Below are 13,083 nucleotides of genomic sequence, written 5' to 3' on the forward strand. Positions count from 1 at the left end.
GGAAACCGTTTTAGTCGTCGGAGAGTGAAGCCTCGAGTGCCTTTTTGGCCTCGGGGCTTCCTTCGTAGAGGACGAGCGCGTGGTTGGTGCGTCCGTAGGCGTGCATGATGAGTTCGCTTACGGAGCCGTAGATCGCTACCGAGTCGGTGCCTTTCTTGGCTTGGTAGCGCGTGCCGTCGGGGCGTACGAGGATGATGCCGACGGGTGCATGGCGGTAGAGCAGCTTGGCGGCTTGTCGGAGTCTTTGCCACAACCGTTCGGTGTAGGCGGCGTCGAGCGAGCGTGGGACCCAGCGTTCACGGGCGCGGCGAATGTCTTCGAGGTGTACGAAGTATTCGAGGAGGTTCGCGGCCGCGTCGACCCGTTTGAGGTTGAACGGTGAGAACTTTGTAGGCCCTTGAGAGAACTGCTTGATGAGTCGGGCGTAACCGCCGGGGTGTTCGGCTTGAGCCGCGAGGATGTCGAGTTTTCGTTCCATGCCGTGACGTAGGCCGGGCGCGCCAGTGATGCCGGCGGCCCACACGGAGTGTTCGCGGAGCACGAGGTGTGCTGCGAGGTGTCGTGTTTCCCAGCCTTCGCACAGCGTAGGGGCGTCCGGGCCTACGGCGAGGAGCGCATCAGCGAGCGCTTGGCGGGAAAGTTTGACAAAGTGAGGCACGCTCTCAACGTAGCACGTTCTTGGGGCGCTTCATGCTGTGACGTCGGATGCTGGGTGCCGCGTAGCATGGGAGGGTGTCTGATTCTCGTGAACTTTCTGCTGAGCTAGCCGCAGATGCGGTCTCCGATGCGAGCGAAACGTCTGCAGCGCCGGCCTTCGATACTGCCGTTTTGAAATTCAATCCGGACGGCCTGATCCCTGCTGTTGTGCAGGATGCTGAGTCGTTGCAGGTTTTGATGCTCGGCTGGATGGATGCCGAGGCGGTGCGCCGGAGCGCTACGAGCGGCCGTGCGACGTACTGGTCTCGTTCGCGACAAGAATATTGGCGCAAGGGTGACACATCGGGTCACATTCAGGAAGTCGTTGCGATGCACTATGACTGTGATGCCGACACGATCTTGCTGACTGTGAAGCAGACAGGTGCCGCGTGCCACACGGGGACGCGTTCGTGCTTTGACGATCGCGTCATCCCTGTCACCACACCAGCACAGGCAACACAAGCACGCGAGACACAGGCACACGAGACGCAAACGGGGGATAAGTCATGAGCGTTCCGAAGGTCATTCCAAACCTCACGCGTGAGGAGTTTGTTGCTACTGCAGCATCGGTCGATGGCCCCCGGGTCATCCCGGTGACCGCTCGGATGCTCGCTGACGGCCTCACCCCGTTGGGCGTGTACCGGCGTCTTGCCGATCAGCGTCCGGGAACGTTCCTGCTCGAATCCGCAACGGCCGGCCAGTGGGCACGGTATTCCTTCATTGGCGCCGGAAGCGCTGCGATGCTCGCCGAATCCGAGGGACAAGCGGTGTGGGAAGGCGCCCCGCCGGTCGGGATCCCGTCTGAGGGCGGCGTCATGGATGTTCTGCGGGAGACCCTGCAGTTCCTCAAGCGCGGCCAGCAGAATGTGACCCGCCCATCGTTCCCTTTCGTTTCCGGCTTGATGGGATACATCGGATGGGATGCGGTCCGTTATTGGGAAAAGCTTGGCGAAGGCCCTGCCGATGACATGCAGGTCCCGATGCTCGCGCTCCAGCTTGTGACCGACATGGCTGTATACGACCACCTGGATGGCTCGCTGACCCTGGTCGCTAATGCGTATAACAAGAATGGCCTCGACACCGGCGCTGAACGCGCTTATGACGATGCGGTGGCTCGCTTGCAGCGGATGGCTCAGCGGCTCGGTGAACCTTCAGAAGCCGAAGCTCCCGTGCCGATGCCGTCCGCGGATGTCTCTCGTGAAGAAATGTTCGCGACCGTCAAGCAGACGTGGGCTGAGCCTGAGTTCCTGAAAGCGATCGATACGATCAAGGACGCGATCGTGGACGGCGAAGTGTTCCAGGCGGTTGTGGGACGGCGGTTCGAGCTCCCAACCCAAGCGAGCGCGTTGGACGTCTACCGCGTCCTGCGGGCGACCAACCCGAGCCCGTACATGTATGTCGCTACCTACCAGACAGGGGACGGCGAACCGTTCTCGGTAGTCGGGTCTTCACCGGAAGCGCTTGTGACCGTTAAGTCAGGCAACGTCGTGACCCACCCGATCGCTGGCTCCCGCCCACGTGGAGCAACACCGACCGGCGACGACGCCCTGGCGAAAGAACTCCTCGAAGACCCCAAGGAACGGTCTGAGCACATCATGCTCGTGGACCTTTCCCGCAACGACCTCTCCAAGGTCTGCACCCCTGGCACTGTGGACGTCACCCAGTTCATGGAGATCGTGCGCTACAGCCACATCATGCACATGGAATCCACCGTGACCGGGGACGTCGAGGCTCACGCGAACGCCTACGATGTGCTACGCGCCGTGTTCCCGGCCGGAACCCTCTCCGGGGCGCCTAAGCCTCGTGCATTGCAATTGCTAGATCAGCTTGAGCCGGTAGGCCGCGGGATCTATGGCGGCGTGGTCGGTTACTTCGATTCCGCAGGTGACATGGATATGGCCATCGCGATCCGGACCGCTGTCCTGAAAGACGAGACCGCCTACGTTTCAGCAGGCGCAGGCATTGTGGCTGATTCCCAACCGGAATCCGAAGCACTTGAGACCGTGAACAAGGCCTTCGCGCCACTGCGCGCCGTATGGCTTGCAGATGAACTCAGCTCACCTGAACGCGGAGGCGAAAATGCCTCGCACTAACGAGCCGCCACGAACTGAAACCACACCAACCAAGCGACGCTTCGGGCAACGCAAACACGTCGTTCTCGCCGGGCTTGCTCTCTCGATCGCGGCGCTGATCCTCATCTCACAGACCTGGATCACAGTCGGAGCACCCGACACCGGAGTTGCCGTGGCAAGCCTCGACGTAGCCGGCGGAACAGCTTCTCCAGCGGCAGTCGCGCTCGCCGTCGTGATGCTTGCCGCCACCATCGCGCTGACGATCGCGGGTCCCATAACCCGCTGGGTCATCACCGTGGTCCAGGCGCTCGCCGGCGCCGGCATTGCCGGCGTCAGCATCTGGTCTGCACTGTCGCCGCAGGATGCCGCCGCGACGAAGGTCGGGGAGACCTTTGGGCTCGGGATTGTGAGTAGCAATTACGACGTCACGATCTTCCCTTTCATCACCGCCGTCCTCGGCGTGCTCATGGTTCTCGTTGCCGTGTGGGGTTCGCTCGTAGCCGCACCTGCCGCATCGACATCAAGCAAGTATGAACGCGCAGGTTCATCACCGCGCCGTAGCAAGCACGAGGCCGGCAAACGAGCCAGCGCAAGCGGTGGCGAAACTGCCCAGGCTGGCAAGAACGCTGACGATGAGCCACGCGAGACCAATCAAGGCGAGACCGACCTTGACGAGATCGAGCTGGACGAAATAGACCAGTGGGACGCGTTGACGCAAGGCGAAGACCCCACCGACCCAGACGGACCGAACACCGCCCGCGCACGCTTCTACTGAGCCGAATCACACATCAATCATGACTCGCCGTGCGTAGCGATTGAGCGGTCAACGGCGAGAAGTGGCAGAATAGACATAAGCGTGTGTTCATGCTGCCGCTTCACTCGCACGAAGCCGGCCGTGCAGGGAACTCACATCTACCCGTGGCCTCACGGTCGCGGATGCCCCACAGAGGGCAGAGCATCACTGACCTGAGGTTTCAACTCGAAGGAGATAGGGATATGCCTCTCGATCGCCAGACCATTGCTCATGACCCAATCCATGAGCAGCACCTGGGCCACGGCAACACTGTTGCTTCGTGGGCAATGTTCACCATCATGTTTGTTGGCTTCCTGCTGTCCTGCATCGCCTTCACCATCCCCAACTGGTTCCTCTTCTGGACCGGCGGCGTGATCCTGGTTGTCGGCATCATCGTCGGCCTCGTTCTGAAGGCTGCTGGCTTTGGCGTGGGCGGCTCCCGTACAAAGCACGACTAACGTTGTGAACGAACGGCCCCGCGAAAGACTCGCGGGGCTTCGTTCTATACAGGGTTCTATACCCGCCACACATCACTTACTGAACGCAGCTCATACTGAACTCAGTCCGTAGAAGGGGAGAGGCACGGCACATGGCAGAGGCCACTGTTCTGGATCAGATCATCGAAGGTGTTAAGGAAGATCTGGCCGCACGCAAGCAGCTTGTGCCGCTTGAAGAGATGAAGCGCCGTGCCGCTGAAGCCGCACCAGCCCGCGATGCGCTGGCCGCCTTGTCCCCTAACGCTGACTCCGCTTTCGCCGTGATTTCCGAGGTCAAGCGTCGCTCGCCATCGAAGGGCGCGCTCGCTGACATCCCGGAGCCAGCGGATCTTGCCGCTGAATACGAAGCCGGTGGCGCCGCCGCTATCTCAGTTCTGACGGAACAGCGCCGCTTTGGTGGCTCACTTGCAGATTTCGATGCGGTACGGGCACGTGTCGACGTCCCGTTGCTACGCAAAGACTTCACGGTCGACGAGTACCAGATCTACGAAGCACGAGCGCACGGAGCTGACCTGGTACTGCTGATCGTTGCGGCCTTGACGGATCAGGAGCTCAGCGACTTCCTCGAGCTCACTCACGTGCTGGGAATGAACGCGCTCGTCGAAACGCACACTCCGGAAGAGATCGAACGCGCTACGAAAGTCGGTTCCAAGATCGTGGGCGTTAACGTTCGCAACCTCAAGACCCTCGATGTCGATACCGGCCACTATGCTGAACTCGCCAAGCATCTACCAGCTGGGGTTGTGACGGTCGCTGAATCTGGCGTCGAAGACATCGAACAGGTCAAGACCTACGCACACGCGGGTGCAGACGCGGTCCTCGTCGGCGAGGCCCTCGTCAAACACGCACAGCCACGCGAAACCGTCGCCGAGTTCACGGCTACCGGTCACGCCATCAGGTCCGCTGCCCGCTAATCTCCAGCCAAACCATCAAGCTCACGCTGTACCCACCATCATCAAGGAAAAGCATGACCAGCACACCAGAGTCTGAAGAGAACCGCACCACCATGGCGGATTCGTTCATGGCCGGCTCCCTGCGTAACGCGCCCGGCCCTTACTTCGGTGAATACGGCGGCCGATGGATGCCGGAGTCCCTGGTACGTGCGCTCGATGAGCTGGCTGAAACCTTCAACGCGGCCAAGGATGACCCTGAGTTCGTCGCCGAGTTCCAGGACCTGCTGGCCAACTATGCCAACCGTCCATCGCTTCTGACCGAAGCATCACGATTCGCAGAACACGCGGGCGGCGTACGGATCTTCCTCAAACGCGAAGACCTCAACCACACCGGTTCGCACAAGATCAACAACGTGCTCGGCCAGGCGCTGCTCGCTAAGCGCATGGGGAAGAACCGCCTCATCGCTGAGACCGGCGCAGGCCAGCACGGCGTAGCAACCGCAACCGCAGCCGCACTCTTCGGTATGGAATGCGTTGTCTACATGGGCGAAGAAGACACTCAGCGTCAAGCGCTCAACGTGGCCCGCATGGAACTGCTCGGTGCGAAGGTTGTGCCAGTTGCGGTGGGCTCCCGCACCCTCAAAGACGCGATCAACGAAGCGCTGCGCGACTGGGTCGCCAACGTCGACCACACCCACTACCTGCTCGGAACCGCGGCCGGACCGTACCCGTTCCCGAGCATGGTGCGCTTCTTCCACGAGTGCATCGGTAACGAAGCCCGCGAACAGATCATCGAACAAGCCGGGCGTCTCCCAGACGCCGTCTGCGCATGCGTCGGTGGTGGTTCCAACGCGATCGGAACCTTCCACGCGTTCCTCGACGACAAAGAGGTTGAACTGCACGGGCTCGAAGCCGGCGGCGACGGAATCGACACCCCGCGCCACGCCGCCACGATCACCCTCGGCCGGGCCGGCGTGCTCCACGGCGCCAAGACCTACCTCATGCAGGACGAAGACGGCCAGACCATCGAATCCCACTCGGTCTCCGCAGGCCTCGACTACCCAGCCGTGGGCCCAGAGCACGCGTACCTTGCGGACATCCACCGCGTTCAGTACACCGCCATCACAGACAGCGAAGCGATGGACGCGTTCCGACTCCTGTCGCAAACCGAAGGCATCCTGCCAGCCATCGAATCCAGTCACGCACTCGCCGGCGCCATCAAAGTCGGCCAGCGCATGGCTGAGGAAGCGAAAGCCAACGGCCAGGACCCAGCCGAGCGCTTCGTCGTGGTGACTTTGTCCGGCCGCGGCGATAAGGACGTCGCAACCGCAGCCCGCTGGTTCGGACTGCTCAACGAAAACGACGAACAGGAAGGCGAGTAAGCGTGAGCCAGCCCGCACCACGAATCACATCCGGCGACGCGATCGCCCGCGCGCGTCAAGAAGGACGCCCAGCTCTGATCGCCTACCTCCCGGCAGGTTACCCCGACGTTCAGTCGACGATCGATGCCGCGATCGCTGCAGCTAAGAACGGCGCCGACATCATTGAGATCGGCCTGCCGTACTCCGACCCTGTGATGGACGGCCCGGTCATCCAGGCCGCGACAACCGAATCGCTCGCTAACGGTTTCAAGGTTCCGCAGGTTTTCGAGATCATCGAAAAAGTGACCGCCGAAGTCGACGCCGCGGTCCTCATCATGACCTACTGGAACCTCGTGATGCGCATGGGCGTCGACGAGTTCGCGCGCCGACTCGCAGAAGCCGGTGGCGCTGGCCTCATCACCCCGGACCTCTTGCCGGAAGAAGCCAGCGACTGGATGGAAGCCTCCGAGAAATACGGGCTCGACCGCGTCTTCCTGACCGCGCCATCGAACACTCCTGAACGCGTCAAGCAAACCGTGGAAGCATCCCGCGGATTCGTGTACTGCGTTTCGATCATGGGTGTCACAGGCGCCCGCGACACCGTCTCCGACGCCGCCCAGGGCGTTGTTGAAGCAGTCCGAGCGGCCGGCGACATGCCCGCGTGCGTGGGCCTCGGCGTATCCCAGCGTAAACACGTCGAAGAGATCGGCGCGTACGCCGACGGCGTCATCGTCGGTACCGCGCTCGTGCGCGAACTCGGCGAAAACGGCCCAGAAGGCGTAGGTAAGCTTACCGCGGAACTAGCCGGACGAGGTAGCGGCGCATGATCATACAGGCGACCACCGCATCACTCGTGCCGGCCGCGATCCCATCGCCGCCGAGGGAGTTCTCAGCGTTCCACTTGGGCCCGCTCACCATTCACATGTATGCGATCTGCATCCTCATCGGGATCATCGCAGCGCTCATCCTGACGCAACGTCGCTGGAAGGCCCGCGGGGGCAACCCCGAGCTCGTGTGGGACGTAGCGATCTGGGCGGTACCGCTCGGCATCATCGGTGGTCGCCTTTACCACGTGTTCTCGTCCCCGGACGAATACTTCGGTCCCAACTATGACGGCACTGGGGACCCTATCAAGATTCTGTACATCGCCAACGGCGGCCTCGGGATCTGGGGTGCCGTGGCGCTCGGTGCGGTGGGCGTGTGGATCGCTACACGCCGCGCTGGGGTGCGGTTCTCAACGTTCGCTGACGCCGCCGCGCCAGGCGTGCTGTTGGCCCAAGCCATCGGCCGCTGGGGCAACTATTTCAACCAGGAACTCTTCGGTAGCCCAACCGAGTTGCCGTGGGGACTCAAGATCGACGCCGACTCACCGACATTCCCGGCAGGAATGCCAGCCGATACCCTGTTCCATCCGACGTTCCTCTATGAATCCATCTGGAACATCCTCGGCGTGATGGTCATCCTGCTCATCGACCGCACCCGACACATGCGGCGCGGCTCGGTTTTGTGGCTCTACATCGTGATCTACACGGCCGGCCGCACCTGGATCGAGGCCCTGCGCATCGACGAAGCCCAGATGATCACGATCGCCGGAATCACACAGCGCCTCAACGTGTGGGTTTCGATCCTCGTGTTCATCGGAGCGCTCATCGCGTTCGTGATCGCGTACCTGCGCGGCAAGAACGCACCCGAGATCGACGTTGACCTGCCAGGCCGCACACCACGCGCGGCAACTGTTGCCGCGAGCGCCGGCACGGATACAGGTGACGCAACCGACGAAGCCGCTACCGCATCGTCGGAAGCCGACAAAAACACAACTACATAAGCACCCATCATGAAACATTCGACCTAGAGCCCTGTGCCCGCCCCACGACGCGGTCACAGGGCTGTAGGCTTATCAAAAGGTGAGAACATGCGCAGCATGAGCGCTGCCGAATACGAAACCACGATGAGGCGTTGAACCATGATTGTTGACAAAGACAAAGCCAGCAAGACGAAGCGCCAGGTGCGGAGAGCCAAAATCGTTGTGACGTTTGGCCCTGCGCTCAGCACCAAGAAGATGGCGAAGAAGGCCCTCAAAGCTGGCATGAACGTCGCCCGACTCAACATGAGCCACGGCGATCACCAGACCCATCAGAACAATCTTGACAACCTGCGTGAGGCCTCCGCGGAGCTCGGCAAGCCCCTCGGAATCTTCGCTGACCTCCAGGGGCCCAAGATCCGTCTTGCACGTTTCGCTGACGGTCCACATGAGCTCGCGGAGGGCGATACCTTCACCATCACAACCCGCGATGTGCCAGGGAGCAAGACCGAGTGCGGTACGACGTTCCCCGGCTTGGCCGAGAACGTCAACGTTGGGGACACGCTGCTGGTCAACGACGGCAAGGTTCGTCTGCGCGCGGTCGAGGTGACGGCGACCGATGTCGTAACCGAAGTTGAGGTCGGCGGCGAGGTTTCGGACAACAAGGGCATCAACCTCCCTGGTGTCGCTGTGAATGTTCCGGCCCTTTCGGAGAAGGACGAAGAAGACCTGCGGTGGGCTCTGCGCGCGGGCGTGGACATGATCGCGTTGTCATTCGTGCGTAACGCTTCGGATATCGATCCGGTGCATCAGATCATGCGTGAAGAGGGCCGGAAAGTCCCGGTGATCGCCAAGCTTGAGAAACCGCAAGCGGTTGAGAACATCGAGGAAATCATTGACGCGTTCGACGCGATCATGGTGGCTCGCGGCGACCTCGGCGTTGAGCTTCCGCTCGAGGACGTTCCTGTGGTGCAGAAGCATGCGGTCGAGTTGGCTCGCCGCTGGGCTAAGCCGGTGATCGTCGCTACGCAGGTTTTGGAATCGATGATGGACGCGCCGACGCCGACGCGCGCTGAGGCTTCTGACTGCGCGAACGCGGTTCTGGATGGCGCTGATGCGGTCATGCTTTCGGGTGAAACCTCGGTTGGTAAGTACCCGATCAAGACGATCGAGACCATGGCGCGGATCATCAAGTCGACTGAGGCGCATGGGTTGAAGCGGATTCCGCCGCTGGGCGCACGTCCACGCACCCGCGGTGGTGCAGTGACCCGGGCTGCTGTTGAGGTCGCTGAGGAGGTCAACGCGTCGTATCTGGTTGCGTTCACGCAGACGGGGGATTCGGCGCGGCGTTTGGCCCGTATGCGTTCGGAGATCCCGGCTTTGGGGTTCACATCGAGCGAGCAGACGTTCCGGTACATGAACCTGTTCTGGGGGATTTCTCCGGTTCTTGTGGACTTTGTCGATCACTCCGACAAGATGTCGCAGCAGGCGGAGGACTATCTGCTGGGTAGCAACCTGGCCGAGGAGGACGAGCTCGCGGTGATTGTGTCCGGTTCGCCTCCAGGCAAGGCTGGTTCGACGAACTCTCTGCGTGTGCATCGTTTGGGCGATATGACACACGGCGGAGAGGCTGGACAGCGCAACGAGGAACGCCATGAGGAGATCCGTCCATGGCGCACCCGTGAACAGGCGGCTGAGGATCTCGTTCTGCGGATGAACGAGGGGCAAGCCACCCGTCCACCGGCCATCTAGCTTTGTTCCGATGCCGGAGAAGGTGCACGTGGGTTGTGTAGATACAGGTTCTGAGCTGGTGCTTGCGGAACGCAGGGGTGCGTTGGGTATCATTGCGCTCAACCGCCCTGCAGCCGTGAACGCGCTGAACCTCGAGATGGTTGATGCGATGCACCACGCACTGGACGCGTTTGCCGCCGATGATGCGGTACATGCTGTGCTTCTGCACGGCGCGGGGGAGCGCGGTTTGTGTGCAGGCGGCGATGTGCGGGTCATTTACCAGGGCACGCTCGGGGATCCTGGGGTTGCAATGGATTTCTTCGCGGCCGAGTACCGCCTGGACCATGCGATTTCGTGCTTCCCGAAGCCTTTCATTCCGCTGATGGATGGATTGGTTTTAGGCGGCGGAGTGGGGATTTCTGTTCCTGGTTCGCATCGGATTGTGAATGAGACGTCTCGGGTGGGCATGCCTGAGGCGGGGATCGGTTTCAGCCCGGACGTGGGGGCCGCCTATTTCTTGGCACGTTCACCTGGGGTGGTGGGCTGTTTCTTGTCATTGACGGGCTTGCATATCGGCGCGGCTGACGCGATGTTTTCGGGGCTTGCTGATGCTTTTGTTCCGGTGTCGCAGAAGGATGCGTTGATTGCGCAGCTTGAACGGATCTCGTCTTTCAGTGACGTCGACGATGTGGTGGCTGGCTTCGCGGCTCCGGTTGCTGATGCGAACGAGGAACCGCCGGGTGCTGGGCGTCTTGAGGTAGCTCGTGACTGGATTGATGAGGTTTTCTCGCGCGATTCGGTTGAGGAGATTTTTGCGGCGTTGCAGGAGCGGGCTGAGGCGGCTGGCAACGATTCGCTTGAGCAGGAGGCACTGGTTGCGATGCGCCGCAACAGCCCAACGGGTATGAAGACTGCGTTGGAAGCGGTCAAACGTGCGCGAAACCTCAGCCTCGCGGAGACCTACAAGCAGGATTACCGCTTATGCGGAAACGCGGTGCTGGGAAACAGGACAGCGCAGCCGTCTAATCCGCGCGGTGGTGCTAGTGGTGTCCAGCGGGCTGGCCACGACATGCGTGAGGGGATCCGTGCGCAGATCATTGACAAGGACCGCAATCCCCAGTGGAACCCGGCAACGTTTGAGGGCGTCGACGCTGACTTGGTGAACAGTTTCTTCGCCGAGGTTCCCGGATTCCCGGACATCGACGTGCAGGGAAGCGGACGCACATAGTTTCGGTTCGTCGCTGATCATTCGTCGTTAAAAGCCATTCATCGTTAAAAGCCTGTGGGGCACAACCATCGTTGTGCCCCACAGGCTTGCTGTGTGCCCGAGGCGGGACTCGAACCCGCACGATTTTCATCGCTGCATTTTGAGTGCAGTGCGTCTACCAATTCCGCCACTCGGGCTGGTGCTTATCCGAAGCTAACCCCTCACGTTAACTTGGGGTGTTCTAACCAGCGGGTTCTACTGTATACGCACTTGTGCTGAAAATGCACATTTGACTCGCGCGAGAAGGCGCGGGTGACGATTCACACAGTCTTGGCACCCTTGAGGGGTCACGCTTTTGGGCTTAAAGGTCTAGCATGGTCAATGGAGCACAATGAACGCCAGGTAAACGAGCGTTCACGTGTCGTTTTCTTTGTTATCTGGTTCCGCCCGCAGACTGGCGGGAAGCATGATGTAGCGGTTGCTCCAATGAATTCATAGACGCAGAGAAAGGTCCAGCATGGATCCGTTCTTACTCGTTGTCATCGTCATCGCTTTGGCGTTGTTCTTTGACTTCACGAACGGCTTTCACGACACCGCGAACGCTATGGCTACCCCCGTTGCAACGGGTGCAATCAAGCCGAAGAATGCGGTGACGTTGGCCGCAGTCTTGAACCTTGTCGGTGCTTTCCTTTCAACCGAGGTCGCTATGACGGTCTCGAAGGGCATCATCAACGAATCCTCATCCGATGGCGGCATCCTCATCACACCGTCTGTGATCCTTGCCGGGTTGATGGGTGCGATCGTCTGGAACCTCCTCACATGGCTTCTTGGCCTGCCGTCGTCGAGTTCGCACGCGCTGTTCGGCGGTCTCATCGGCGCGGCGATCGTGGGTGCTGGCTTCTCAGCAGTCAACTACGGAACGCTTCTGGAGAAGGTCCTCATCCCTGCCGTGGCGGCGCCGCTCATCGCGGGCGTGACGGCTTTCTGCGCAACGAAGCTCGCGTACCGCATCACGCGTCGAAACAGTAACCAGATTTCACCGAAACGCGGCGGCTTCAAGATCGGCCAGATCTTCTCGTCCTCGCTCGTTGCGCTGGCTCACGGCACGAATGACGCCCAGAAGACGATGGGCATCATCACCCTGGTTTTGGTTTCGGCCAATATGCAGGAAGCTGGCACGGGCCCACATTTGTGGGTTATCGCGAGTTGTGCTTTCGCGATCGCATTGGGTACCTATACGGGCGGTTGGCGCATCATGCGCACCATGGGTACCGGCTTGACTGAGGTTAAGCCTCCGCAGGGTTTCGCAGCTGAAGTCTCGACTGGTGCTGCGATCTTGGCATCGTCGCACCTGGGTTTCGCGCTCTCAACGACGCAGGTCGCTTCGGGTTCCGTGGTGGGATCCGGCCTGGGTCGTAAGGGTGCGGGCGTCCGCTGGCGTACGGCCGGCAAGATCGCAACGGGCTGGCTGTTCACGTTGCCAGCTGCGGCGATCATCGGCGGCATTGCAGCTGCTTTGACGCACATCGGTGCCGTAGGCGTGTGGATCGTCCTGATCACTGGTGTGGCTGCGATGCTCGTCATCTTCTTGATTTCTATGCGTAACTCGGTCACTCACGAGAACGCGATGCGTGGCGTCGAGGTTTCCTCTGCCGCGGTCCATATCCCAACCAAGAAGGAGCGCCGTAGCGCGGCTCGTGCGTTGCGTCGCGAGGCCCGCGAGGCCCATGAGCACGCGAAAGCTGCTGCAGCGAAGGCTAAGTCGGAAGCCCGTAAGGCACGCCGCGCAGCTCGGGCAGCAACGCATGCGAGCCGTGTAGCCCGGAAGGCGGCGGCCGCAGAATTGCGTGAGGCACGTCGGGCGCAAGACATCGAGGAAGCGGCACGGCTGAGCTTCATCGCTGCAGTTGACAGCCAGGCGGCAGCGGAAGAGTCCGATGTTGCGGCTAGGGAAGCGGAACTCGCAGCTAAGGAGGCCCGAAGGGCCCACGACCGTGTCGATTCGAAGCAAGGGAAGTAGCGGAGGAAATAA

At 61.2% G+C, this 13,083-nt stretch carries 12 protein-coding genes and 1 tRNA gene; 11 read left to right on the forward strand and 2 right to left on the reverse strand.

Going from position 1 to position 13,083, the window contains the following annotated elements:
- Positions 1 to 10: 10 nt before the first annotated feature.
- Positions 11 to 658 (reverse strand): TIGR03085 family metal-binding protein, encoded by a 648-nt coding sequence (locus JOD50_RS07980; RefSeq protein WP_204881094.1) that lies wholly within the window; start codon positions 656 to 658, stop codon positions 11 to 13.
- A gap of 74 nt (positions 659 to 732) precedes the next feature.
- Between JOD50_RS07980 and hisI the strand changes: the two genes are divergently transcribed.
- From hisI to JOD50_RS08030, 10 genes are all read left to right on the forward strand, one after another.
- Positions 733 to 1,206, forward strand: a complete 474-nt coding sequence (hisI, locus tag JOD50_RS07985) for a phosphoribosyl-AMP cyclohydrolase (protein WP_204881095.1) — start codon at positions 733 to 735, stop codon at positions 1,204 to 1,206.
- Positions 1,203 to 2,789, forward strand: coding sequence for an anthranilate synthase component I (gene trpE, locus JOD50_RS07990; RefSeq protein WP_204881096.1), 1,587 nt, complete (start codon positions 1,203 to 1,205; stop codon positions 2,787 to 2,789). The genes hisI and trpE overlap by 4 nt, the downstream gene beginning before the upstream one ends.
- The gene (locus JOD50_RS07995) at positions 2,776 to 3,543 is read left to right on the forward strand and encodes a Trp biosynthesis-associated membrane protein (protein ID WP_204881097.1); all 768 of its coding nucleotides are present in this window, start codon (positions 2,776 to 2,778) and stop codon (positions 3,541 to 3,543) included. The genes trpE and JOD50_RS07995 overlap by 14 nt, the downstream gene beginning before the upstream one ends.
- A 221-nt stretch (positions 3,544 to 3,764) precedes the next feature.
- Entirely contained in the window at positions 3,765 to 4,019 is a 255-nt protein-coding gene (locus JOD50_RS08000; RefSeq protein WP_101630049.1) for an HGxxPAAW family protein, read from the forward strand.
- Positions 4,020 to 4,150: 131 nt separating this feature from the next.
- Positions 4,151 to 4,972, forward strand: coding sequence for an indole-3-glycerol phosphate synthase TrpC (gene trpC, locus JOD50_RS08005; RefSeq protein ID WP_204881098.1), 822 nt, complete (start codon positions 4,151 to 4,153; stop codon positions 4,970 to 4,972).
- Positions 4,973 to 5,025: 53 nt separating this feature from the next.
- On the forward strand, positions 5,026 to 6,333 hold the full coding sequence (gene trpB / locus JOD50_RS08010) for a tryptophan synthase subunit beta (RefSeq protein WP_204881099.1): 1,308 nt from the start codon (positions 5,026 to 5,028) through the stop codon (positions 6,331 to 6,333).
- 2 nt (positions 6,334 to 6,335) lie between these two features.
- On the forward strand, positions 6,336 to 7,139 hold the full coding sequence (trpA, locus tag JOD50_RS08015) for a tryptophan synthase subunit alpha (protein WP_204881100.1): 804 nt from the start codon (positions 6,336 to 6,338) through the stop codon (positions 7,137 to 7,139).
- A complete protein-coding gene (lgt, locus tag JOD50_RS08020; protein ID WP_204881101.1) occupies positions 7,136 to 8,137 on the forward strand; it encodes a prolipoprotein diacylglyceryl transferase in 1,002 nt (333 codons plus the stop codon). Before trpA ends, lgt begins: the two co-directional genes overlap by 4 nt.
- A 180-nt stretch (positions 8,138 to 8,317) precedes the next feature.
- A complete protein-coding gene (gene pyk / locus JOD50_RS08025; RefSeq protein ID WP_204881610.1) occupies positions 8,318 to 9,865 on the forward strand; it encodes a pyruvate kinase in 1,548 nt (515 codons plus the stop codon).
- Positions 9,866 to 9,893: 28 nt separating this feature from the next.
- Positions 9,894 to 11,072, forward strand: a complete 1,179-nt coding sequence (locus tag JOD50_RS08030) for a 3-hydroxyisobutyryl-CoA hydrolase (protein WP_338052072.1) — start codon at positions 9,894 to 9,896, stop codon at positions 11,070 to 11,072.
- Between the two features lie 94 nt (positions 11,073 to 11,166).
- Here the strand turns inward: JOD50_RS08030 and JOD50_RS08035 are convergent.
- A tRNA-Leu gene (locus JOD50_RS08035) sits at positions 11,167 to 11,248 on the reverse strand.
- A 320-nt stretch (positions 11,249 to 11,568) separates the two neighbouring features.
- Between JOD50_RS08035 and JOD50_RS08040 the strand changes: the two genes are divergently transcribed.
- The gene (locus JOD50_RS08040) at positions 11,569 to 13,071 is read left to right on the forward strand and encodes an inorganic phosphate transporter (protein WP_204881103.1); all 1,503 of its coding nucleotides are present in this window, start codon (positions 11,569 to 11,571) and stop codon (positions 13,069 to 13,071) included.
- Positions 13,072 to 13,083: the final 12 nt, after the last annotated feature.

Origin of the sequence: Pseudoglutamicibacter cumminsii, from assembly GCF_016907775.1 — a bacterium.
Classification (GTDB): Bacteria; Actinomycetota; Actinomycetes; order Actinomycetales; family Micrococcaceae; genus Pseudoglutamicibacter; species Pseudoglutamicibacter cumminsii.

Excerpts from the sequence above, each read along its gene's own strand:
- trpE (WP_204881096.1), top strand. The coding sequence starts at position 1,203 with ATGAGCGTTCCGAAGGTCATTCCAAACCTCACGCGTGAGGAGTTTGTT.
- JOD50_RS07995 (WP_204881097.1), top strand. The coding sequence starts at position 2,776 with ATGCCTCGCACTAACGAGCCGCCACGAACTGAAACCACACCAACCAAG.
- JOD50_RS08000 (WP_101630049.1), top strand. The coding sequence starts at position 3,765 with ATGCCTCTCGATCGCCAGACCATTGCTCATGACCCAATCCATGAGCAG.
- trpC (WP_204881098.1), top strand. The coding sequence starts at position 4,151 with ATGGCAGAGGCCACTGTTCTGGATCAGATCATCGAAGGTGTTAAGGAA.
- trpB (WP_204881099.1), top strand. The coding sequence starts at position 5,026 with ATGACCAGCACACCAGAGTCTGAAGAGAACCGCACCACCATGGCGGAT.
- lgt (WP_204881101.1), top strand. The coding sequence starts at position 7,136 with ATGATCATACAGGCGACCACCGCATCACTCGTGCCGGCCGCGATCCCA.
- JOD50_RS08040 (WP_204881103.1), top strand. The coding sequence starts at position 11,569 with ATGGATCCGTTCTTACTCGTTGTCATCGTCATCGCTTTGGCGTTGTTC.